The sequence below is a fragment of the Peribacillus sp. CSMR9 genome, assembly GCF_033141925.1.
Lineage (GTDB): Bacteria > Bacillota > Bacilli > Bacillales > DSM-1321 > Peribacillus > Peribacillus simplex_A.
In genome coordinates this window covers 223321-246771 of the sequence record NZ_JAOPHO010000002.1, presented here as the reverse complement: position 1 = coordinate 246771, position 23451 = coordinate 223321, and the positions used below count along the sequence as shown (strand labels likewise).

18 protein-coding genes, 1 riboswitch and 1 other annotated feature are annotated in these 23451 nt (G+C 43.2%); of the genes, 10 read left to right on the top strand and 8 right to left on the bottom strand.

The features are described from left to right. Window positions 1-37: 37 nt before the first annotated feature. From N9I19_RS03010 to N9I19_RS03000, 3 genes are read right to left on the bottom strand one after another with little or no spacing between them, the layout of a single operon-like run. Window positions 38-1234, bottom strand: coding sequence for an acetoin utilization protein AcuC (locus tag N9I19_RS03010; protein WP_089363618.1), 1197 nt, complete (start codon window positions 1232-1234; stop codon window positions 38-40). Then, window positions 1227-1877, bottom strand: coding sequence for an acetoin utilization AcuB family protein (locus N9I19_RS03005; protein WP_061464407.1), 651 nt, complete (start codon window positions 1875-1877; stop codon window positions 1227-1229). The genes N9I19_RS03010 and N9I19_RS03005 overlap by 8 nt, the downstream gene beginning before the upstream one ends. Window positions 1878-1903: 26 nt before the next feature. Next, complete coding sequence (locus N9I19_RS03000) at window positions 1904-2536, bottom strand: GNAT family N-acetyltransferase (protein WP_317776932.1); 633 nt, start codon at window positions 2534-2536, stop codon at window positions 1904-1906. 335 nt (window positions 2537-2871) lie between these two features. On the opposite strand from N9I19_RS03000, the gene acsA reads away from it, so the two are divergent. Next, entirely contained in the window at window positions 2872-4590 is a 1719-nt protein-coding gene (gene acsA, locus N9I19_RS02995; RefSeq protein WP_125160182.1) for an acetate--CoA ligase, read from the top strand. 165 nt (window positions 4591-4755) lie between these two features. Here the strand turns inward: acsA and N9I19_RS02990 are convergent, their stop codons facing one another. Next, window positions 4756-7755, bottom strand: coding sequence for a transglycosylase domain-containing protein (locus tag N9I19_RS02990; protein ID WP_317776931.1), 3000 nt, complete (start codon window positions 7753-7755; stop codon window positions 4756-4758). Window positions 7756-7902: 147 nt separating this feature from the next. Further along, window positions 7903-8119: a binding site (T-box leader), on the top strand. A gap of 68 nt (window positions 8120-8187) precedes the next feature. Between N9I19_RS02990 and tyrS the strand changes: the two genes are divergently transcribed. Further along, window positions 8188-9444 (top strand): tyrosine--tRNA ligase, encoded by a 1257-nt coding sequence (tyrS, locus tag N9I19_RS02985; RefSeq protein ID WP_317776930.1) that lies wholly within the window; start codon window positions 8188-8190, stop codon window positions 9442-9444. Window positions 9445-9537: 93 nt separating this feature from the next. Here tyrS and rpsD read toward each other — a convergent pair whose 3' ends face one another. Both rpsD and N9I19_RS02975 read right to left on the bottom strand, forming a co-directional pair. Further along, window positions 9538-10140 carry a 30S ribosomal protein S4 gene (rpsD, locus tag N9I19_RS02980; RefSeq protein WP_061464403.1) on the bottom strand — a complete coding sequence of 201 codons (603 nt, stop codon included), beginning with the start codon at window positions 10138-10140 and terminating at the stop codon, window positions 9538-9540. 567 nt (window positions 10141-10707) lie between these two features. Next, on the bottom strand, window positions 10708-11187 hold the full coding sequence (locus tag N9I19_RS02975; protein ID WP_089363623.1) for a GAF domain-containing protein: 480 nt from the start codon (window positions 11185-11187) through the stop codon (window positions 10708-10710). A gap of 153 nt (window positions 11188-11340) precedes the next feature. Here N9I19_RS02975 and refZ point away from each other — a divergent pair, with 153 nt between their 5' ends. Then, window positions 11341-11997 carry a forespore capture DNA-binding protein RefZ gene (refZ, locus tag N9I19_RS02970; RefSeq protein ID WP_061464401.1) on the top strand — a complete coding sequence of 219 codons (657 nt, stop codon included), beginning with the start codon at window positions 11341-11343 and terminating at the stop codon, window positions 11995-11997. Window position 11998: 1 nt separating this feature from the next. Here refZ and hisJ read toward each other — a convergent pair whose 3' ends face one another. Beyond that, a complete protein-coding gene (gene hisJ / locus N9I19_RS02965) occupies window positions 11999-12802 on the bottom strand; it encodes a histidinol-phosphatase HisJ (RefSeq protein WP_284470014.1) in 804 nt (267 codons plus the stop codon). A 168-nt stretch (window positions 12803-12970) separates the two neighbouring features. On the opposite strand from hisJ, the gene ezrA reads away from it, so the two are divergent. From ezrA to rarD, 7 genes are all read left to right on the top strand, one after another. After that, window positions 12971-14665, top strand: coding sequence for a septation ring formation regulator EzrA (ezrA, locus tag N9I19_RS02960; RefSeq protein WP_317776929.1), 1695 nt, complete (start codon window positions 12971-12973; stop codon window positions 14663-14665). A gap of 260 nt (window positions 14666-14925) precedes the next feature. After that, window positions 14926-16074 (top strand): cysteine desulfurase family protein, encoded by a 1149-nt coding sequence (locus N9I19_RS02955; RefSeq protein ID WP_317776928.1) that lies wholly within the window; start codon window positions 14926-14928, stop codon window positions 16072-16074. Continuing rightward, entirely contained in the window at window positions 16071-17282 is a 1212-nt protein-coding gene (thiI, locus tag N9I19_RS02950) for a tRNA uracil 4-sulfurtransferase ThiI (protein ID WP_061464397.1), read from the top strand. Before N9I19_RS02955 ends, thiI begins: the two co-directional genes overlap by 4 nt. 82 nt (window positions 17283-17364) lie before the next feature. Further along, complete coding sequence (locus N9I19_RS02945; RefSeq protein WP_034309203.1) at window positions 17365-17571, top strand: alpha/beta-type small acid-soluble spore protein; 207 nt, start codon at window positions 17365-17367, stop codon at window positions 17569-17571. Window positions 17572-17705: 134 nt separating this feature from the next. Further along, window positions 17706-19289 (top strand): acyl-CoA synthetase MbcS, encoded by a 1584-nt coding sequence (gene mbcS / locus N9I19_RS02940; protein ID WP_317776927.1) that lies wholly within the window; start codon window positions 17706-17708, stop codon window positions 19287-19289. A 147-nt stretch (window positions 19290-19436) separates the two neighbouring features. Beyond that, window positions 19437-21038: an amidohydrolase gene (locus tag N9I19_RS02935; RefSeq protein ID WP_089363628.1), complete on the top strand. Its 1602-nt coding sequence runs from the start codon at window positions 19437-19439 to the stop codon at window positions 21036-21038. Between the two features lie 77 nt (window positions 21039-21115). Beyond that, window positions 21116-22045 carry an EamA family transporter RarD gene (gene rarD / locus N9I19_RS02930; RefSeq protein WP_061464394.1) on the top strand — a complete coding sequence of 310 codons (930 nt, stop codon included), beginning with the start codon at window positions 21116-21118 and terminating at the stop codon, window positions 22043-22045. Window positions 22046-22137: 92 nt separating this feature from the next. Here the strand turns inward: rarD and N9I19_RS02925 are convergent, their stop codons facing one another. Beyond that, the gene (locus N9I19_RS02925; RefSeq protein WP_284470017.1) at window positions 22138-22965 is read right to left on the bottom strand and encodes a protein-glutamine gamma-glutamyltransferase; all 828 of its coding nucleotides are present in this window, start codon (window positions 22963-22965) and stop codon (window positions 22138-22140) included. Between the two features lie 268 nt (window positions 22966-23233). Then, window positions 23234-23343: riboswitch (TPP riboswitch) on the top strand. Window positions 23344-23451 lie beyond the last annotated feature (108 nt).

Sequence of the window (23451 nt, the reverse complement as noted above, 5' to 3'; positions counted from 1 at the left end):
GGCACTCTCTTTTGTTTCTTAAAAAAAAGATCGTTTTTCAACGATCTTTTGGTTTACTGTGGTCCTTGCTTGCCGATGTTTGCTTGGAAGACCGAATGGGATATAGAACCTTTTCAAGTGTCAGGGCATTTTTCTCGGTAATTTCAGGCTTCCTTGGAATGGGTTCGTATATATCCTCCATATCATCCCATTCTTTCGGTAGCGAAACTGGGGACTCAGGCTGCCAGCAATCAAGCCATTCTTTTGATAAGGGACCTGATATATCATTATCCGTCATTTCAAGCCAGACCCTCGACCAAGCCCTCGGGACGACGCGCCATATATCATATCCCCCGCCCCCTACTGCAATCCACCGTCCTTCGCAATACTTATGAGCCATTTCGTGGGCTAACTTTGGTATTTCTCTATAAATCTTCATGGTTGCCGATAAATGGGTGAGCGGATCGTAATAATGGGAATCCGCTCCGTTTTGCGTTAAAATGACATCCGGTTTGAAGAATTCAATGACCTCTTTAAAGGAAACTGTATAGCATTCGAGCCAGGAGCCATCTTCCGTGAATGCATCAACCGGGATGTTGAATGAATAGCCGTATCCTGTTCCTTGACCCCGTTCGTTAATATTGCCTGTGCCGGGAAATAAGTAGCGTCCCGTTTCATGAATGGATAGGGTGCATACATCCGGATCATCATAAAATGACCATTGGACTCCGTCGCCATGATGTGCATCAGTATCGACATATAAGACACGTGCCCCATATTTTTTTTGCAGGTATTTAATCGCGACCGAACTATCGTTATAAATGCAGAAGCCCGAGGCTTTCCCTCGGAAACCGTGATGCAGGCCCCCTCCAAGATTAAGTGCATGCAGGGACTGACCGGTCATGACGGCATCAACCGCAGTTAATGTACCGCCTACAAGCAAGGCGCTTGCTTCATGCATCCTGGGGAAGATTGGGGTATCTTCTGTTCCAAGCCCGTAATTCATGGCCTTTTCAGGGGGGAGCTTACCCTGCCCTGCTAATCTGACAGCGTTTACATAATGCTGATCATGGATCAATTCCAATTCTTCATCTGTAGCCATTCTTGGCTTGATAATTTGATCATCACTGATGGCATGGTGTTTTTTTAACAAATCCAGCGTGAGTTTAAGCCGTTTTTGATTGAACGGATGTTCATCATTGAATTTATAGGTAAGGAGTTCATCCGAATAGACAAAAAGGGATGTATCATTCATGGGAAATCCCCGGTAGACTAGGCCATAAAACGGTATAGCCTTCTTTCTTCAAATCCTCCACCACCATAAATGGATTCATCGTCTGCACTCGAATTACAAGAATCTTATAATCGGTCCCATCTTTTTCAGGATAAACAAGAGTGCTCAGGATATTGGAATTGCGCCTTTTGAAAATGCGGGCAATATCATGAAGGGTACCTGCCTTATCAGGGATTTTGATTTCGATTTGGGAACCGGGCTGGTTGACTCCGGTCAACTCAACGTATGAATGAAGCAAATCAGAACCGGTTATGATGCCTACTAACTTCCTTTCTTTTACGATTGGAAGGCAGCTGATATTATTATCGCAAAAAACAGCCCCGATTTCTTCGACGAAATCTAGCGGGTGCCCTGTGATTATATCCGTTCTCATGATGGTTGATAATGCTTTTTGTAAATCATTTTCGTTTTCTGCGGTGCGGAATATAGAAGGGGCAGCATCCCGTATATCACGGTCGCTGACTAATCCGACAAGTTGAAAGCTGTCATCGACAATGGGTATATGGCGAATTCGTTTCTCCTTAATGATTAAGACAGCGCTATGGATTGTATCCGTAGGAGTGAGAGTGATAATATCCTCATTCATTATTTTTTCAACAATCATATTCCTTCCTCCTCTTATACGCCTCTTTAATACATGAACCGATTCATAAAACGCAATTGGTCGAATTTCTGGATGGATTCCGGCGGCACTCTTTTGCCAATGCGGGCCATCAGGCAGTTGGCCGGGTGGGAACTGATTTCAGGATCATCTGTTGCAAAGTAGACCAAGTCACCGGCACTCATCATTTTTTCCATGACCTTGCGATAGTCCCAAATATTCAGCCCTGTCCCTTTCAAGTCCCAATGCCAATAGTATTCAGTGGTGATGATGATGAAGTCTTCGACCGAATCGTCTTCCATGGAAAGGCTGATTAAGTTCTTCCCGACGGAGGCACCCCGGTATTTAGGGATGACCTCGATTGCACCAAGCTCTATCAGGTCCTCCATCTGGATTTCCGACCAGCGTTCCAAGGGATCGGGATATAAATAAGAGACATAACCAACGATGGTTTCCTTTTCACGGGCGATAAAGATCCTGCCTTCAGGCAAGTCAGCAATCTCTATTAAAGCTTTATGCTGCAAAGCAGGCGGGCGGAAGGCGACCAAGTCTTCGTGAAACTCATAAGCGGACATTTTTTCCCCGTTTAACGGCCCCTCGATGATGAGCGTCCCGCTTAATGTCTGCAGTTCCTTAGTATAAAAGGTCTTATTATATTCCATTCTTTCACCACCCTTGTAAAATAGTAATCTTATAACTCTCGCATTCAAGCATAAGGAGCATTGCTTTTAAAACTGGCCGAATGGAAAGCTTACATAAATTATACATAAAAAAAGTGGCATAATGCAGAAAGTTCAAGGCTTATATGAATCTTTTGTTACAGTGCTTCCCATATATCCGCTATCGATATGAACTCATAATAACTATAAGTGATTTTCAAAATTCATCAAGAAAGATTTTCCCTAATATGGAAGTGTTGAATATTTTAAAAATTGAGATAATTGTGTTTTTATACTATAATGAAAATATAGAGCCGAATAGAGGGGGAGTTTGCCATATGAATGTGAAAGCGTTGCCAGTAGTGGAAGGTAATTTTAATTTAAAGAATTACGATGAAAAATACAAGAAATTTGACTGGTCCGAGACGGAAAAGGAATTTTCCTGGTCTGAAACAGGTAAAGTGAATCTTGCATATGAAGCCATTGACCGCCATGTTGAAACATATAAAAAGAACAAAGTAGCCCTTTATTACAAAGATGATAAAAGAAATGAAAAGTATACTTTCAAGGAAATGAAAGATTATACGAACCAAGCGGCCAATGTGTTCAAGAACATTGCCAATGTGGAAAAAGGCGATCGCGTTTTCATCTTCATGCCACGCTCCCCGGAGCTTTATTTTGCATTGTTGGGTGCGATTAAAACGGGGGCGGTCGTAGGGCCGTTGTTCGAAGCCTTCATGGAAGGCGCGGTAAGGGATCGCCTTGAAGATAGTGAGGCAAGTGTGATAGTGACGACCCCTGAGCTTTTGCCGCGCGTTCCAGTAGATGAATTACCCCATTTAAAACATATTTTCCTAGTGGGGGAAAATATAAAAGAAGAAGGAAAGTATCATCACTTCAATAAAAAGTTAAAAGAAGCGGACAAAAAATTCGAAATCGAATGGGTAGATCGGAATGACGGCCTGATTCTTCACTATACCTCAGGTTCCACAGGGAAGCCAAAAGGGGTGCTTCACGTTCATAATGCGATGATCCAGCATTATCAAACGGCAAGGTGGGTCCTTGATTTGCAGGAAGAGGACGTGTATTGGTGCACAGCGGATCCTGGATGGGTGACAGGGACGTCTTACGGTATCTTTGGACCGTGGCTGACAGGAACCTCCAATGTCATTGTAGGTGGGCGATTCAAGCCTGAATCCTGGTATAAAACCTTGGAAGACTTTGGTGTCACGGTATGGTATAGTGCTCCGACAGCCTTTAGGATGCTGATGGGTGCAGGTGATGAAATCGTTAAACGGTTCGATTTGGGTTCTCTCCGCCATGTTTTAAGTGTCGGTGAACCGTTGAATCCGGAAGTGGTGCGCTGGGGAATGAAGGTATTCAATCACCGTATCCATGATACATGGTGGATGACGGAGACCGGGGCTCAGGTCATATGCAATTATCCTTGCCTGGAAATCAAACCGGGTTCGATGGGTAAACCGATTCCTGGTGTGAAAGCGGCAATAGTGGATGATCAAGGCATCGAGCTTCCACCGCACAGAATGGGGAACCTGGCCATCAAGAAAGGATGGCCTTCGATGATGAAGACTGTCTGGAATAATGAATCAAAATATGAATCTTACTTTATGCCAGGTGATTGGTATGTTTCCGGTGATTCCGCTTATATGGATGAAGATGGTTATTTCTGGTTCCAAGGCCGGGTTGATGATGTCATCATGACGGCAGGGGAAAGAGTCGGACCTTTCGAAGTGGAAAGCAAGTTGGTCGAGCACCCAGCCGTAGCTGAAGCGGGGGTCATCGGTAAGCCCGATCCAGTTCGGGGGGAAATTATCAAAGCATTTATAGCCCTCCGTGACGGATACGATGCAAACGATGAGCTGATTGAAGAAATTCGCCAATTCGTAAAGAATGGTCTCGCAGCACATGCGGCGCCGCGTGAAATTGAATTCAGGGATAAACTTCCTAAAACAAGAAGCGGGAAAATCATGCGCCGTGTCTTGAAAGCTTGGGAACTGGATCTCCCAACTGGTGATTTATCATCGATGGAGGATTGAAACGCTGGGCATCCTGATTTTAGATGAAAATTAAAAGGCATCCATGGTCAATTATATGGATGCCTTTTTTTGAGTTCGGGAACATTAGTCGAATCAGTGTGGGAGATTATAATGAAACAGGCTGTCGGGAAATCCCCGACAGCCTGTTTCACTTCAAAAAGAGTGTCATTCTTCCTCTTCTTCAGCTTTATCTGTGTTTTTATCTTTATCATTGACAGTATCTTTATCTTTGTCGGTCTCTGTATCTGTATCTTCTTTGTCTATATTCCCTTTGTCTTGATCTTTGTCTTGATTTTGCTCTTTATCTATAACTTTATCTATATCTTTATCTTTATTTGTGTCTTTTTCTTTTTCTTTATCTGGTTTACCGTTCTCTTCTTTTGAGTCTGGTTTTTTAACTTCTTGAGTTATTTTATCATTTCCGCGATCATCTTTATTTTTAGTCGAATCTTCTTTTGAACCTGTCTTTTTAGCGCCGCTTTCAACACGCTGAGAAGGGGCTGATTCTTTACCGACTATGTCTACGGCCGTTACATAATAGGAACCGCCTGAGCCGACTTTGTAAACAAGACTCTCACCAGCATTGATGCTCGCCACTTTTTTGCCGTCTTTATAGACACGATAGCCGACGACATCTCCTTCATGATGCAGGCCCCATGTAATCTTATCGTTACTGATCGTTATGGATAGGGGATCGGGTACTTTGCCATTATCATTCAATTTCGCTTTCGCCCCGACGACATTTCCTGATTTTTCGCCTCCGGGAATAACGGATCCTGGGTCAATCACATATTGCAATCCGATATCTGCGAACGAATCTGGATTGAGCATGAACCCGCCGCTCGTGAATTCGCCAGGCGTTTGCGGAAGGGCTGCGTAGCGTTTGCTGCCGACTGATACATATTGTCCATCTATGAAACTATCATCCGCCTTGGATGGAGCATATTTGGCGATGAATAAATCTGATTTTACAAGCCCTGCCTTTTGGCATGCACTTGAAGGCAGCAGTCCTGAAACGGCACAGAAGGAACGGCTGACAATTCCGCCAGGCATTTCAAACCGCTTATCGGGATCGACGAGTTTCGGGTCGACTTTATATGCGGCATTGATCAGATCTGCCCAATAATATATATTCCGTTTATTATATTCAAGACCATTGTAGGTCCCTTGCAAGGATTTCGGTGTATCATAACCCAGCCATGTACCGAATGATACATTCGGGTTGGTTGCGACGAACCATGCGTCCCAGTAGTTTTGGGAAGTTCCGGTCTTACCTGCCCAATCGCTTGAGAAAGCAAGTCGGTTCCTGACCGAAGCGGCCGTCCCGCTGTTTACGACATCGCGCATCATATCAAGCGTCAGGTAAGCGGCTTGTGGTGAGAAAACATCCACTGGTTTCACTTTATGCTGATAGATGACCTTGCCATCTTTCGAAACGATTTTATCGATCATATAAGCATCGATGAATTCCCCTGAATTGGCAAATGTGCCAAACGCATTGACGTTTTCTTCAACGGTTACACCTTTGTCCATGGCACCTAATGACATGGAAAGATGGGAGTAATCCCCTTTCGTCACGGTGGAGAATCCCATTTTCTCTAAATAGGAAGCGGGGCTCAGGTTGATTATTTTCTTGTAAAAGAGCGCTGCCGGAATATTATAGGAATTCTTTAAGGCCTCGCGGGCAGTCGATACTCCCGTATAGCTGCCGCCGCCATAGTTTCCTGGGCTCCACGCTTGGCTGCCTGCCGGAATGGAAATGGGCACGTTGGCCGATACGCTACCAGGTGAGATTTTGCCCAGCTCGATGCCTGGACCATATATGAGCAAAGGCTTCATTGTTGATCCGTTTGATCGATGTGATGCGGTTGCATGGTTCGTCTGTTTCCGCTTGAAATCACGGCCACCTACGAAACTGATGATTTTTCCTGTTTTATTTTCGATTAGAATAGCCCCGGCTTCAACGGGCTCGCCCGCTTTATCGTATCCGAAATTCGGATAGTTTTTCGTAACTTCCTGCATTTTATCATATATCTTTTTATTGACCGTCGTATAGATCTGATAGCCGTTTTGACGCAGCTTGCGATCGGCAAGTGCTACATATTGTTTTTTTAAATCTTTATCCTTTAAATCTTTCTCTTCATATCCATCTTCTTTTGCCAGACTGACAGAAAGGATTTCGATGGAGCGTTTTTCAATTTCCTGGGTGAGCCAAGGATATTTCTCGGATGGCAACGCCTTTTTACCGATAAAGTCTTTTGTTATGTCGTATGCGCTTGCTTTATCATACTCTTCTTTTGTTATGTATCCATTACTATACATCCGTTTTAAAACGGTTTTCATCCGGTTGATGCCGGGTTCTTGATTTTCTTTCAGTTTTCCTTGCTGGGTATACGGTGTATAACCGAAAGGACTTTGCGGCAATCCAGCAATAAAGGCAGATTGGGGCAGTGTCAGATCTTTGGCCTCCACGCCGAAAATACCTTCAGCAGCGGACTCGACACCAGCGATGTTCCGACCGGAAGAATTTCGCCCCAGAGTGGAGACATTTAAGTATGTTTCCAAAATCTCTTCTTTTTCAAAGAACTTTTCGACCCGGAGTGCAAGCAGGATTTCTTTTGCTTTCCGATCAAATGATACTTCGTTGGTCAGGATTTGGTTTTTAATGAGCTGCTGTGTTAAAGTGCTTCCTCCCGATTGGACGGATGCATTCGTAAATTCCTGGTAAATGGCACGCAGGATAGCTTTCGGGACAACCCCGTCATGTTCATAAAAATACTCATCTTCTGTAGCGATGACTGCATTTTTAAGATACTCCGATACTTTATCGATGGACACTTCTTCACGCTCAAGGTCACTCTTAAGCTTGCCTAAGTATACGTCATCAGCAAAGTATACCTCAGAGGTCTCTTCGTAATTGTAGATATCTTTTTTTAAATCTTCCTTTGAGCGTACCGGCTCATCTTTGACGAGGGCAGCGAAATAGCCAGCTCCAACGCCGCCGGCGAATGAGAATCCTAGAACCCCAACAATAATGAGGATCAACGTTAGGTTCCAAATGACTTGGTATGTAACCCTTGCATTTTTTTGTGTTTTTTCATTTTTTAAAAAACGGGTTATCTGTTTCCATGCTGTTTGAAATCTATCTTTTTGATTATTATTCATCGTATCATACCCCCTGAAATCACATATATTATAGCATATAACACGGAAAGGAAAGGCGAACTTTCATATTTTTCTAGAATCTGTAAGGGTGATGTTGACAATGAATCTTATGTATGATAAAAATTTATTAATAATAAAATTTATTAAAAAAGCGCGATGATAGGACCCAGTAGTCAAACTATCCCTGTTTTAGAGAGCCGGTGGTCAGTGGAAATCGGTACACATGGTGAGATGAATTACTTCCTGGAGCATTTACTGTGAAATGATTAGTAGCAGGAAACGGTTGACGACCGTTATTCGTCTCGAGCGGAGGGCGCATTATGTCCTCAAGTTGGGTGGTACCGCGAATTTATTCGTCCCTTCATATTATATGAAGGGGCGTTTTTGTGTGCTTTTTGCGGGATTTTTTCGGATTGAAGGAGGAATTGTAAAATGGAATTGCTAAAGGAACTCGAGTGGAGAGGGATTATTTATCAACAAACGGATGAAAAGGGTTTTAAGGACCTTTTAGAAAAAGAGAAAATTTCTTTATACTGTGGTGTAGATCCAACCGCGGATAGTATGCACATCGGACATCTACTGCCATTCTTGACAATGCGCCGTTTCCAGCAGCACGGTCACCGTCCCCTTGTGCTTGTAGGAGGAGCGACTGGACTTATCGGTGATCCAAGCGGTAAAAAAGAGGAACGCCAGCTGCAAACGCTGGAAAAAGTGCTCTATAATGCCGACTGCCTAAAAGGACAGCTATCCCACATCTTTGAATTCGACGGTGAAAATGGTGCTGTCATGGTCAATAACTATGACTGGATAGGTAAAATCGACATGGTTACGTTCTTGCGTGATTACGGGAAATACATCGGCATTAACTACATGCTGGCAAAAGACACGGTTGCTTCCCGTTTGGAAACAGGGATTTCTTTTACGGAATTCGCATATACAATTTTACAAGGGATCGACTTTAGCCATTTATACGATAATCATGACTGTAAGTTGCAAATTGGCGGAAGTGATCAGTGGGGCAATATTACGACCGGTCTTGAAATGATTCGTAAATCGCATGACGAGGAAGCAAAAGCGTTCGGCATGACGATTCCGCTTGTGACGAAAGCGGACGGAACGAAATTCGGTAAAACGGAAGGCGGGGCGATTTGGCTTGACCCGGAAAAGACGACTCCGTATGAATTTTACCAATTCTGGATCAATACAGCGGATGCTGATGTCGTAAAATACTTGAAATTCTTCACATTCCTATCACGTGAAGTAATTGAAGAGTTAGAGCAGTCCGTACAGTCCGAACCGCATTTGCGTAAAGCGCAAAAAGCCTTAGGGGAAGAAATGACCCGTTTGATTCATGGTCAGGAAGCTCTTGATCAAGCAATCAAAATCTCTGCCGCCCTATTCAGCGGTGAGGTGAAGAATTTAAGTGCAGCGGAAATCAAATTGGGCTTTAAAGATGTCCCTAGCTTCGAACGTGAAAGCAAGGAAGATATCGGCTTGGTCGATTTAATCGTTGAAGCGAAAATTTCGCCTTCAAAGCGTCAAGCCCGTGAAGATATTCAGAATGGGGCAATCTCCATAAATGGGGAGAAAGTGACTGATCTGCAATATGTAGTGACGGAAGCTGCCAAGATTGAAGGGGAGTTCATCCTCGTTCGACGCGGTAAGAAGAAATATACATTAGTGAAATGATTATTCAAGGCCCGGCTGAATTACAGCCGGGCTTTATTTTGAAGTATTTAGTGCCAAAAAAACCCCCATCCAAGGATGGGGGTTTTGAAGTTATTAACGAGAGTAGAACTCAACGATAAGAGCTTCGTTAATTTCAGCAGGCAATTCAGAACGTTCTGGTAAACGAGTGAAAGTACCTTCTAATTTCTCAGCATCGAAAGTAAGGAAATCAGGTACGAAGTTAGTTGCTTCAACTGATTCTTTGATGATTGAGAAGTTGCGTGATTTTTCACGAACTGAGATTGTTTGTCCAAGAGTCACTTTGTAAGATGGAATGTCTACGCGGCTTCCGTCTACAGTGATGTGACCGTGGTTAACAAGTTGACGTGCTTGACGACGTGTACGAGCTAAACCAAGACGGTAAACTAGGTTGTCAAGACGTGATTCAAGAAGAACCATGAAGTTTTCACCATGTACACCTTTAAGTTTGCCAGCGCGGTCGAACATTGAACGGAATTGACGTTCAGTGATTCCGTACATGTGACGAAGTTTTTGTTTCTCTTGCAGTTGCATTCCGTATTCAGAAATTTTTCTGCGTTGGTTAGGACCATGTTGTCCTGGAGCATAAGGGCGTTTTTCTAATTCTTTACCAGTACCTGTTAGGGAAATTCCTAAACGACGGGATAGTTTCCAGCTTGGGCCAGTATAACGAGCCATAGGATGACTCCTCCTTTAAATGTTTTTATTTTGGTAAAATAAAAACCGTGTGAATGTACGATCATGACCATTTTGTTTTCATGTACCTTCGCCCTAGCAGCAGAGAGTTACGAGATACACCTCTGTATTGAGGAACAAAATGAGAACATAAAGGCTGTCACATAGGCTGCAATATTTTACACAAGGAGTATTGTATAATATTCTGCTCAATGAGTCAAGGATAGTTGCGATTAAATAAGGGGAGAGAATCGCAGCGGGAAGATACAATACATTTAAATAACACTATTTTTGTATGCTTCATGGTTGGTTTCCTGGCATTCCTTGGGAGCCCTTATAGGTATCGTTCCCACCTAGTTCTTTTGCATCGTTTTTTGCGAATCGTATAAATAACTAAAAAATAGGCAGTTATCGGTGTTTCCCATTGGGCAGAAGGTCAATCGAATAGTGTGATAGAGGTTAAGGGCCAGGCGTTTTATATTGGGAGGAATTAAGGGAAGGACCGGATGCAAGTACATGGGATCCTGTAATGGAGAGGGGAGTAGGCAAGGATTGCCGCTCCCTTTAACTTTATAATTGCTTGGAAAGGATTTCTGCGAACTTCTCCAGTCCCTGCTGATCGATTTCGTCAAATCGGTCCGTGACCGGGCTGTCGATATCGAGGACCCCGAACAATTTGCCATCCTTCATGAGCGGTATGACAATTTCAGATCGCGATGCTGCGTCGCAGGCGATATGTCCAGGGAATTGATGGACATCCTCGATGCGCAGGGTTTTTTCAGTTGCCGCTGATGTCCCGCATACGCCTTTACCCATTGGGATGCGAACACAGGCTGGAAGTCCCTGGAAGGGTCCCAGTATTAATTGGCCTTCTTCGTATAAATAAAAGCCGACCCAGTTAATCTCATCAAGAAACTGATTAAGCAGAGCTGCCGCATTGCTTAAATTGGCTATCCAGTTCGTTTCATCCTCGATTAAGGCAAAAAGTTGTTTCTGGACAAGTTCATAGTTTTTTTCTTTTTTTCCTTGATACATTTCGACATTAAACAAAAGCGTTCACCTGTCTTCCGCATATTATTACAGCACTTTCTAATATGTTGCTTTATTGTTGGGAAATTGTCGAGAACTTACTAAAGGATTCAGGCTCTTCCGTGCAGAAATAGTCCATAAGACTTGTCTCAAAGAAAGCGAGGGATTGCCTAAATGAATCGCCAGACGCCAACGAAACAAGCCATTGTGGAAGCTGCACTGCATTTATTTCATTTAAAAGGCTATCATGCCACATCCATACGGGATATTGCGAACAAAGCGAAAGTGAACGCTGCAAATATTGCCTACTATTTTAAGAATAAGCAGGGATTGCTGGAATTCTGTTTCACTTCCTATTTAGAAGAGTATATCCTGGTCCTTGATACGAACATGACACTGCTGGACCTTAAAGGCCCCCAGCATTGCTTGATGAATCTAGTAATGGATATTCTCGATTTCCAGAGGGAAAACTTCCTGGCTGCACGGTTCATATATGGGGAATCTTCACTAGATTCCAATTTAAACCGGGAAATTCATTCGACTTATTTTACAAAGGAAAAGTCTTATTTTCAATATGTTTTGGAACAAGGGATTAAGAGCAGGAGTTTCCAGCAGGTCTCCATTCCCATGTATATGCTCCAGTTGAAGGGCCTGCTAACGGCTCCTGTCCTTCATACCCATTATGCGATGGATGTGCTTCATGTGTTCCCGCAGGAAGCCTATTACACGAATATTTATGCCAATGAAGTCGGACGTTTTCTGCAAGATACCCTTTTCATTGCCGAAGACCTACAGCCACTGTTAGCGGGCCGGCCTGAAGTGTATACATGAGTTACCCATTAAACTCTGCAATCAGCGCCTGATGGCCCTGACCCAAATCTTTAGCCTGATGGGCATCGGAACCATAAATAAGCGGAATGCCGAGATCGAAAGCACGCTTTGCAAACCTTTCTGGAGGATAAGGCTCACCGCATAGCGGCTTTACAAGGCCGGCTCCATTATAATCAAGTTCATACTTTTGTTCCTTGATCAAATCCAGCACCTTGTAAACGCGCTCGTCAAAACTTAATGCTGGCGGATATCGATGCTGGAATTTATGGACAAGCGTAATATGCCCGATCCGCTTAGGTTTATAAATGCCTAAATCAGCTTTTATCGATTTTTCCAGAGTATCGTAATATTTGGCATACACCGATTCGACTGAACCTAGTTCATTGGCAATCTCACCAAACCCATTTTCACTGAAATCGATGCAATGCCAATTGCTTTGATGCTTGATGAAGTGGACGGAAAGTATACTGTCATCAAGGAATTCTCCGATTTCGTCGAGGAATTCTTTTGTTTCTTTTTCATGACCCTCTATGAAGTCAACCTCTAGACCTCTTTTGATCAGGATTTTGTCTTTATAGCGTTCTTTCAGTACGCGGAGCTCCTGAAAGTAATCCAGGAGCAGGGCAGCGTCCATGCCGCTGTCTTTTTCAGGCGTAGGATCTTGAAAATCTCGTGGCAATGGAGCATGTTCCGTAAATGTGATTTCCTTTAATCCTAGCTCGATTCCCCGCGTAATATATTCATCGAATTTATCCGTAGAGCCGTGAGGGCAAAACGGAGTATGTACATGACCGTCAGCTTTCATAGTCCTTCCCTCCCAAAAAACAGGTATTTGTAGCAATTTTCTACAAAAAAATCATTTTTCTCATCAAAAATTATTGCTAACATGGTATCATAAAAGCATTAAATTTAACATTTTTAAAATTGATATATAAACGAGCAAGACTGTAGGGACTAGAACAGGGGGCTTACCATGGAGTACATACTTGGGGTAATTGTATTAATTTTGATTTTCATCATTTGGGGTTATTTTTTCAAAAAGAGATATTTTAAAGAGATCGATCGACTGGAATCCTGGAAAATAAGCATCATGCACCGCCCCGTGCTAGAAGAGCTTTCTAAAGTCAAACAATTGAACATGACAGGTGAAACAGAGGAAATGTTCGAAAACTGGCGCATTGAATGGGACGCTATCATTACGGACCATATGCCCGAAGTCGAAGAGCTTTTATTCGATGCAGAGGAGTCCATCGATAAATACCGTTTCAGCCGGTCAAAAGAGGTACAGCGCAAAATTACAGTCAAGCTGAATGAAATCGAGGAAATGATCAAAAAGATCCTATACGAATTGAATGAACTCGTAGGCAGTGAGGAAAAGAACCGATTGGAAATTGAGGATATTAAAGAATCCTACCGTCAATTGAAGAAATCCTTGCTTGCACACAGGCATAATTACGGGAAAGCGGCTGATAAGCTGGAAAATTCCTTGGATGAAGTATTGCAGATCCTTCAGAGGTATGAAGAAGAGACTGTGAACGGGAATTATTTGAATGCGAGGGAGCTCGTTCTTTCCATTAAGGAGAAATTGGCGATCTTGGCCGTTAAAATGGAGTTGCTCCCAAAATTATTGGTTGATAGTCAATCCGAGCTGCGCTCCCAGCTTCATGAATTGAAGGATGGCTATGAGGAGATGTCGGGACAGGGTTATCTGTTGAGTCATATCCAATTCGAGCAGGAAATATCAAGGCTTGAGGAAGAACTGAATCTTTATAAAGCACAATTGGAAAATGCCGAAACGGAAGCTGTGGATAAAGGCATTAAAGATATGCGCGAAAGCATTGAGGTGCTTTATGACCTTTTGGAGAAAGAAGTGCTTTCAAAACAGTATGTCTTGAAAAATGATGAAGTCCTCAGGAAAACGATAAGTGACCTTGAATATGAGAACGATAAACTTAAAGTTGAAACCATACATGTTCAACACACGTATCATCTAACGGAAAATGAGCTAGATGCACAACGGAAGATGGAAAAGCAGATTGCCCAGATTTCGAAACGCCATCAATTGCTCGTCTTGAAGATGGAGGATAATGTGATGGCAAGCTCTCTTATCAGCGAAGAGATGCAGGGGCTGGCAGTACAGCTGAAAGAATTACAGGAAAATCAAAAAGAATTCACCATTAAATTACAGGCTTTACGAAAAGATGAAATGGATGCCAGGGATTCACTGGCCGAATTGAAACGCAAAATGGTCGATACTGGCCGTTTAATTGCAAAAAGCAATATTCCAGGTCTTCCTGAAGAGTATAAAGCGGTGCTTCAGGATGCCAAAGAAAGCATGGATGACGTTCAGGGTAAACTTGAAGAAAAGCCGCTTGACATGGCCGCTGTTTATATTTATTTGGAAAAAGCTGTCCAACAGGTGAGTGCGGTCCACGAAAAAGCTGATGAATTGATTGAACATATGTATTTGGCCGAAAAAGTGATTCAATTCGGAAACCGTTATCGCAGCAGTCACGATACAGTTGCCGATAGTCTCAGGGAAGCGGAAGCCAAATTCCGAAGCTATGAATATCAAGCTGCATTGGAAACGGCAGCCACGGCCATTGAAAAGGTCGACCCAGGTAGTTTGCGAAAAATTGGAACGAACATAGAAGAAGTTCTTTCCTGAAAACCCGCCATGGCGGGTTTTTTCTTTTATCGGATCCTGAACTAGTTTTCTGCCGAAATTGAAAAATGGGATTGATAGGGTTGGAAGTGAAATCATTCTGCGGGAATTCAAAGAAAGCGTGTCTCCTTTCGTTCATGGACCAGTGTTTTACATTCTCTTTCAAATCCAATTATGTTAATATTAGAAGTCGCAACAGCTACACTTGAAACGGCATTTAGAAGAGTGACCAACATAGATACAAAAACATGGAAGGTGAACCCATGATTTATTTTGACAATAGTGCAACAACAAAACCATATCCTGAAGTAATCGAATCATTCATGAAGGTTTCTTCGGACTATTTTGGAAACCCCTCTTCGCTGCATGGACTTGGGGTGCAATCCGAAAAATTACTTTCTGCTGCAAGAAAGCAAATCGCTGATTTATTAAAGGTGAAGAGCTCGGAAATATATTTCACTTCCGGGGGGACGGAAGGGAATAATCTTGCCATTAAAGGAGCCGCCCTCTCTCAGAGAAATCGGGGAAAACACATAATCACGACGGCAATCGAACATCCTTCTGTAGAAGACGCATGCCAAGCATTGACGAAAATGGGTTATGAGATCACATATCTTCCCGTTAACGAATTTGGGCAAATTGATATAAACGATCTTAAGCATGCATTGAGGGAAGATACCATTTTAGTATCCGTCATGCATGTTAATAATGAAGTTGGCTCTATCCAGCCGATTGCTGAAATGGGAAAATTGTTAAAGCAATACCCACACGTGCTCTTTCATGTCGATAATGTGCAGGGGGCAGGCAAAGTTTCTTTATCAATACGTGATGCCAATGTGGATTTATGTACAATTTCCGGACACAAGGTGCACGGCTTGAAGGGGACGGGCATCCTTTATGTTCGTGAAGGCGTTCGGATCGATCCGCTTTTCCACGGTGGCAATCAAGAAACGAAAATCAGGAGCGGCACCGAAAATGTTGCGGGAATCGTCGCCCTTTCAAAGGCTTTTCGTATTAGTATGAGCAATCAATTGCTGTGTCATGATAAGCTGCAGCAAATCAAAAATTATTTATATAAAGGTTTGAAGGAACTGGACGGGGTGTTGATTAACAGTCCTGAAAAAGGTGCACCCCATATTGTGAATTTTTCCGTACCGGGACTCAAATCAGAGGTATTGCTGCATGCGCTTGAATCGGAAGGGATATATGTTTCGACTACTAGTGCCTGTTCTTCGAAAAAAAGGACGGTAAGCAAAACGGTGGATGCGATGTTCCATAACCAAGCCCGTTCCGAAAGTGTGATCCGAATCAGTACTACCTATGGCAATGAGATGGAAGAAGCGAAGCAAGTTCTGGCGGCGATACAGAAAATAGTCGCTAATTTAGAAAAAATAATGAGGGTTGCAAAATGAAATTTGATCATATAATTATCCGTTATGGAGAAATCTCCACGAAAAAAAGAAACCGTAAAGGCTTTGTAGACAAAATGAAGGCGCATATCCGCTGGAGTTTAAAGGATATTGAAGGAGTAGTGCTAACAGCCAACAGGGAGCGGATGTACGTTCTCCTGAACGGTGTGGACCATAAGCCTGTCATTGACCGATTGAAAGGCATTTTTGGGATCCAGTCTTTAAGCCCTGCGATAAAAATTGAACGCGACTTAGAAGTGATGAAAACGGCAGCGTTGTATTACCTTAATCATACTCTTGAGGAGGTAAATACATTCAAAATCACGACAAAACGCGCAGATAAGGATTTCCCATATAATACCGATGAAATTAACAGGGCACTCGGCGGGCATTTGCTTCGGAATACAGAAAATTTAAAAGTGGATGTAAAGAACCCTGATTTGAACCTGCTGGTAGAAGTGAGACGCGAAGCCGTTTATTTGACGGGTGAAATCATCCAGGGGGCAGGCGGTCTTCCATTCGGTTCAAGCGGAAAGGCAATGCTGATGCTTTCAGGCGGGATTGATAGCCCTGTTGCAGGATTCCTTTCGATGAAACGCGGATTGGACGTAGAAGCGATTCATTTTTACAGCCCGCCTTTCACAAGTGAGCGTTCACGTCAAAAGGTCATTGATCTGGCAGGCAAGCTTGCTGAAATAAGTGGAAGCATGAAAGTGCATATCGTTCCATTTACTGAAATTCAATTATTGATTCAAAAACAGATCCCGGAAAACTACTCAATGACAACAACTCGACGTTTAATGATGCGGGTCGCCGATCAAATCCGTGAAAAGGAAGAAGCCATGGCACTGATCACCGGTGAAAGCCTTGGACAGGTTGCAAGCCAGACGATGAGCAGCATGTTTGCCATCAATGAGGTGACGAATACACCGATCCTGCGTCCGCTGATTACGATGGATAAAACGGAAATCATCAAAATCGCAAGAGAGCTTGATACTTTTGAAATATCCAATCTGCCTTACGAAGATTGTTGTACGGTCTTTACGCCGGCAAGCCCAAAAACGAAACCGAAACGTGAAAAAGTCAATTACTATGAGAGCTTCGTTGACTTTGAATCATTGATTGAAAAAGCGGTCTCCGAAACAGAAATATTGACGGTTAAACCGGGTCAGACATTCGATAGGGAAGAAGCGATGGAAGACTTGTTTTAATATCCTGTAATTACCAATGATATTGTGCGAATGAAGCCATGTGTTTTAACACACTCTATAATCACAAGGAGGTGAAAAACTCATGGCAAACAACAACAGCTCAAACGAATTATTGGTACCTGGAGTGGAACAAGCTCTACAACAAATGAAATATGAAATCGCTACAGAATTCGGCGTACAACTTGGTGCCGACACAACATCTCGCGCTAACGGTTCAGTTGGTGGAGAAATCACAAAACGCCTTGTTCAAATGGCTGAACAACAATTAGGCGGAGGATTCAACAGATAATTTAATAAATATGGCTACAGAGAGCGGGTTCTAACACCCGCTCTCTTTATTATTTGTAAAAATAAATAGAAATATTAGAGAAGTATCTTGTATAATGAGTAGGTACTAAGAGTTCATAAATGGAGGGGAAAAAAATGAAACGTAAAGATTTATTGGCTCCGGAACATTACAACTTAGTGAGTGAAATGGAACGTTTTGCAAAAGATCCAGAAAAAGTTGCCGTCCTCTGGGAGAACGAAACCGGAGACAAAAAACAACTTACATATGAGAATTTATTAAAGAGTGCAAATAAAATCGGAAATGCCTTCAAAAAAAAAGGACTCGGTAAAGGTGATACGGTCCTTATCATAATCCCTCGCTTGGTGGAAGCCTATCAAGTGTATTTAGCCGCATTGAAAATTGGCATGATTGTCATACCTTGTTCCGAAATGCTTCGTGCGAAGGACTTGCAGTATCGAGTCAACCATGGTGATGTTAAAGGAATCATCAGTTATCATGAATATACTCATGAATTGAATGAAATAGAAGGGGCGGAAAGCCTCCTGAAATTTTCAATCGGAAAACGAATCGAAAATTGGCTGAATTTGAATGAGCTTGCCGATGAGGAATCAGATCAGCTGACTATGGCCGACACGAAGAGTGAGGATATGGCGTTCTTATCGTATACTTCCGGAACGACAGGAAATCCAAAAGGGGTCGTCCATACACATGGATGGGCTTATGCCCATTTGAAAACGTCTGCAGCAAACTGGCTTGGCATCAGCGAAGGGGATGTGGTTTGGGCAACGGCAGGCCCAGGGTGGCAAAAGTGGATCTGGAGTCCTTTCCTGGCTGTATTGGGAACGGGTGCAACAGGTCTTGCCTATCATGGGAAGTTCGAGGCGAAAAAATATCTTCAGCTGCTTCAGGGATACAAAGTGAATGCGTTATGCTGCACACCAACCGAGTATCGGTTGATGGCAAAGGTGGATAACCTTGATGACTATGATTTATCCCATCTTCATAGTGCAGTATCAGCGGGAGAGCCTTTAAATCAAAAAGTGTTCGAGGTCTTTAAAAACCATTTCCATATTGAAGTGCGCGATGGATATGGACAAACCGAAAATACCCTTTTGGTAGGTGTAACAAAAGGCATGGATATTAAATTGGGCTCCATGGGCAAACCGACTCCGGGCAACCATGTGGAAATCATTGATGATTCCGGTAAACCCTGTTCTCCTGGTATAGTGGGGGATATTGCCGTACATATCGATACACCTGCTCTCTTTAAAGAATATTTTAAAGATCCCGAGCGGACATCGAAGCAATTCCGTGGGGACTATTATATCACCGGCGATCAGGCGAAAATGGATGAAGATGGTTATTTCTGGTTTGAGGGTCGAACTGATGATATCATCATCAGTTCGGGATATACCATTGGACCGTTTGAAGTGGAAGATGCACTCGTTAAGCATCCATATGTGAAAGAGTGTGCCGTTATAGCAAGTCCTGATGAAATAAGGGGAAATGTGGTCAAGGCGTATGTCGTCTTGATGGATGATATCGATCCGAACAGCCAAGATTTAATCAAAACGCTTCAATCGCACGTAAAAGAATTGACTGCTCCATATAAATATCCAAGGAAAATCGAATTTTTAGATGAGCTTCCCAAAACGACATCGGGTAAAATCAAACGGGTGGATTTACGGAAAAGGGAAGAAGCACTACTTAATAATTAACGAAAGCATTTCCGTCAGCCCCCGGCTGACGTTTTTTTTATTAACAGAGGCTTGCATAATCATAAATATGGGAATCCGTGAATTGAGATGGTACACTTACTGCATATCTGAAGGGAAAGAATCATTTAATAAGGAGTGTAGAGCGGGATGGGAACGTTATGGTTCAATGGGGCGATATATACGATGATTAAAGAAAAAGATCAAGTGGAGGCACTCTTCACTGAAAAGGGGGTAATTGTTGATACCGGCAGCATTGACTATTTAGAACGTAAATATGCCGGCAATATTTCCAGGGAAATCGACTTAAAAGGACAAACGATGCTGCCAGGGTTAGTGGATAGTCACCTTCATTTGGTCGGGCATGGTGAAAGACTGCTTCGTCTAGACCTCTCTTTGATGGATAGCAGGGAGTCCATCATGAATGCCTTGAAGGAAAAGTGCTCAAAGACCCCTGCTGGAAAGTGGATTGTTGCCGAAGGGTGGAATGAAAATGAATGGCCCAGTCCTGAATTGATTTTACGGGATGAGCTTGACGCGATATCGACAGAACATCCCATCGTATTGAAAAGGATCTGCCGCCATGCCTTGGTGGTCAATTCCTGCGCCCTTTTGGAAGCGGGTATTAAAGAAGATATAAAAGAACCGTCAGGCGGGGTGATCTGCCGCTATCCAGAAGGACGGTTAAATGGTTTATTTAAAGAAAGCCAGGCGCTGAACCTGATTTTAGACAGCCTTCCTGGCATTGACCAAGAGTATATCGAAAACGCACTCATAGAGGCCATAGAAGACGCATATAAGCTAGGTTTGACTGGCGGACATACTGAAGACCTCCATTACTATAATGGCTTCCTTCCGACATATCAGGCGTTTAAATCGGTAATCGAGGACAGGGAAATGGCCTTTCGCGCCAATTTACTCGTCCATCACGAAGCGTTCGAAGAAATGCTGAAAGCAGGCGGCAGCTATCAAGAAGGTACGCGATATATCAAGTTCGACAGCATGAAGATATTTACCGACGGCTCCTTAGGCGGACGCACAGCCCTGTTAAGCGAACCCTATGCAGATCAAAGGGATACGAACGGTGTCGCGATATTCACTGAGCATGAGCTTCAGGAATGGGTGAAAAAAGCAAGGGATGCCGGAATGCCTATTGCTGTCCATGCCATTGGCGATCTCGCTTTTGAATACGTCTTGAATGCAATTGAAGCCATCCCCCCAAAAGAGGGACAGAGGGACCGGCTCATCCATGCGCAGATCGTCCGGCCGGAGCTGCTGGAGCGGGCGGCAAAACTGCAGGTCATATTTGATATCCAACCAGGTTTCGTCACGTCCGATTTTCCGTGGGTGGAAGAAAAGGTTCCAGCCAATCTATTGGATTCCTCCTATGCCTGGAAAACCTATTTGAATATGGGCATCATTTGTGCGGGAGGGTCAGATGCGCCTATAGAGCCATTAAATCCAATTTTGGGCATCCATGCTGCTGTCACAAGGACGAAAATCAACAGTGAGGACAGTACCGTATATGGCTTGGATGAAAGGCTCTCCGTTCATGATGCCTTCGCACTTTATACAAAAGGGAGTGCTGCAGCTATCGGCCAGGAAAAACGCCGCGGTCAGATCATCAAAGGGTACGATGCAGATTTTACAGTGTTTAATCTGGATGTCTTTGCTGTTGCGCCGGATGATCTCCTGAAAGTTGAGGCGGTCATGACGGTCATCGATGACAGAATCATGTATGATAAAAAATAACAGTTGCAAAAAAGAAATGGATACGCAAAATAGTTAGATGGAATTCGATAAAGGAATTAATGGAAAGAAGGCAGGTTATGAAAGTGGATGAACAAAAAGAAGGGGCGATCTATGCAGCCCTTTCTTATATGATGTGGGGAGTCGTGCCAATTTACTGGAAGTTCCTTCAGGGAGTCGGAGCTACAGAAATCTTGGCTCAGAGGGTATTATGGTCTTTCGTCTTCATGCTGGTTTTATTGATGTTCATGAAAAAACGACAAGCGTTTCTTGATTATGTCAAAAACATATTGGGAAATCCCAAACTCTTTGCGGCGTTACTAACGGCCTCACTGCTCGTTACAGCTAATTGGGGAGTGTTCATCTGGGCCGTTAACTCAGGACGGATCCTTGACACGAGCCTTGGATATTATATCAATCCGCTAGTCAGTGTACTATTGGGAGTGATAGTTTTAAAAGAAAAATTGAGCGGGGCACAGATCATGTCGTTCCTGCTTGCAGGAATCGGGGTCTTGATCCTAGGCATTCATTTCGGTACGATCCCGTGGGTCTCTCTTGTTTTGGCCATGACCTTTGGATTATACGGCCTGGCAAAAAAAATGATCAAAGCTGAATCGGCGATCGGGCTGACGCTCGAAACGATGATGGTAACGCCTCTTGCCCTGGGTTACCTGATATACTTGATGAACCAATCAGAAATGCAATTCTTTACAGCAGGAAGCACAAGCTTGCTGTTGGTGGGCGGTGGGATTGTCACGGCCTTGCCTCTTTTATATTTTGCAAAGGGGGCGGAGAAGATCCCGTTATCGATGCTTGGGATTTTTCAGTATATCGCTCCGACCTTATCCTTACTGATCGGGGTATTCGTCTATCACGAAAGTTTTACAAAAGCGCATCTTTTAGCCTTTTTGTTCATATGGTCAGCCTTGGCTGTTTATACACTATCCATTACGAAATGGGGCCAGGCAAGTGCACGCAGGTTTAAAGGCAAAGGGAACATCGGTGCGTGAATAAGAAAAAATGCTTGGTGGTTCCATCCCCAAGCATTTTTTAATTGTCGATATTTAAAGAAACCGGTTTTACGGCAGGAGAATTGCTTGAGTCATGAAAGGTAAATCTTCGGACCTATTTCAGAAACAATCAAATCAGATAGGCTGACAAGACCGTGAACGGGCTTTGCACGGGAGATAGTTGGTTGGAATTGTCTATAGTAGGAACTATCCAAGCTAATGATATGCTTTGTCAGGAATGCTGAGATGGCGGCATTCGGCTTTCTATTGCTATTTAGTTCATCGATGATACCCTGTGCATTGGTAATCCCGATCCCGTGGCCATAAAAGAGGTCTTCTCCTAATAATATTGCATTCTCACCTTGCCATTCAGGTGTTTCCTCATCGTGATCAGGGTTTTTGAAGTAAAGGCAATCCCCTGGTAAATAATCCGTTCCTTGATGAACATGAAGAGCCATATTCTTCGGAGGGCGCCAGTCATATAGAAATAGGCTTGAAAAAAGATAGTCGAAATTCCTAGGGCCGATTAAATCCAAAATGGCCTTTAAAAAAGTGACGACTATCGCTGTACCGCATTCGAAAGCGTAAAGCGTTCCATTCAAGAAAATGTCCAGGAGTGCAACATGAGGGGCAATCCCTGGCTGAAGGGTAAAAGTGCCATCCTTTGAAAGGCGCCAATATTGTTTATTGGATGCCGATTCCTCAAGTGTGGAAAATTCTGCATCACTTTTATCCAACGCAAAAGCTGCCTCGATGACTCGGTGCCTCAGTTGTATATCGAAATTAAGGTATCCAAAGCTCCGATATTCAAAAATGTTAGAATCTTCCGCTAGCAATTGGAGAATTTCAAGCGATTTAGCAGATGCTATACCTGGTTGGATGTGACTGACATCTAATAATTTGTGATTAATCTTTATCATGATCATATCCACCTTTTGCTTTTGAAATTAAGGGCTTATAAAACCAGTACACAAAAAATGTCCACAGGTTATGCTCATTATATGAATACCTGCAAGGAAATGACTCTTTGAACGTGTCAGGCACGTAAACGAGAATGATTGGAATGGCATGATGTTTTGCTAGATATCCTTTAACGCAAGGGAAACCTTTCCAATTAATGAGAAGAAGCAAATTAGTATTCCTTTTTCTCCATGAATTGATATAATGGGAGAGAAAAGTTCATATGTGCGAGAAATGTAGGGGGGCCAGTACTGCTGGCTGAGATTGCGTCCTTTAGATGCTGACTCTTTGAACCTGATCTGGATGATGCCAGCGGAGGGAACATATTATTACTGACTTTCTGTTTTGTATGTTAAACGTCCGAATTCATCTTCGGGCGTTTTTTGTTTTTTACCGGTATTGGAATGGACCCTGGCGCCCCATTATGGTTTCGGCATATGGATCTT

Bases quoted from the DNA above. Each gene is read 5' to 3' on its own strand.
- ezrA (WP_317776929.1), top strand. From the start codon at position 12,971: ATGGAGTACATACTTGGGGTAATTGTATTAATTTTGATTTTCATCATT.
- tyrS (WP_317776930.1), top strand. From the start codon at position 8,188: ATGGAATTGCTAAAGGAACTCGAGTGGAGAGGGATTATTTATCAACAA.
- N9I19_RS02945 (WP_034309203.1), top strand. From the start codon at position 17,365: ATGGCAAACAACAACAGCTCAAACGAATTATTGGTACCTGGAGTGGAA.
- N9I19_RS03000 (WP_317776932.1), bottom strand. From the start codon at position 2,536: ATGGAATATAATAAGACCTTTTATACTAAGGAACTGCAGACATTAAGC.
- N9I19_RS03010 (WP_089363618.1), bottom strand. From the start codon at position 1,234: ATGAATGATACATCCCTTTTTGTCTATTCGGATGAACTCCTTACCTAT.
- N9I19_RS03005 (WP_061464407.1), bottom strand. From the start codon at position 1,877: ATGATTGTTGAAAAAATAATGAATGAGGATATTATCACTCTCACTCCT.
- rpsD (WP_061464403.1), bottom strand. From the start codon at position 10,140: ATGGCTCGTTATACTGGCCCAAGCTGGAAACTATCCCGTCGTTTAGGA.
- mbcS (WP_317776927.1), top strand. From the start codon at position 17,706: ATGAAACGTAAAGATTTATTGGCTCCGGAACATTACAACTTAGTGAGT.
- rarD (WP_061464394.1), top strand. From the start codon at position 21,116: ATGAAAGTGGATGAACAAAAAGAAGGGGCGATCTATGCAGCCCTTTCT.
- acsA (WP_125160182.1), top strand. From the start codon at position 2,872: ATGAATGTGAAAGCGTTGCCAGTAGTGGAAGGTAATTTTAATTTAAAG.
- hisJ (WP_284470014.1), bottom strand. From the start codon at position 12,802: ATGAAAGCTGACGGTCATGTACATACTCCGTTTTGCCCTCACGGCTCT.
- N9I19_RS02935 (WP_089363628.1), top strand. From the start codon at position 19,437: ATGGGAACGTTATGGTTCAATGGGGCGATATATACGATGATTAAAGAA.
- N9I19_RS02990 (WP_317776931.1), bottom strand. From the start codon at position 7,755: ATGAATAATAATCAAAAAGATAGATTTCAAACAGCATGGAAACAGATA.
- N9I19_RS02955 (WP_317776928.1), top strand. From the start codon at position 14,926: ATGATTTATTTTGACAATAGTGCAACAACAAAACCATATCCTGAAGTA.
- thiI (WP_061464397.1), top strand. From the start codon at position 16,071: ATGAAATTTGATCATATAATTATCCGTTATGGAGAAATCTCCACGAAA.
- refZ (WP_061464401.1), top strand. From the start codon at position 11,341: ATGAATCGCCAGACGCCAACGAAACAAGCCATTGTGGAAGCTGCACTG.
- N9I19_RS02925 (WP_284470017.1), bottom strand. From the start codon at position 22,965: ATGATAAAGATTAATCACAAATTATTAGATGTCAGTCACATCCAACCA.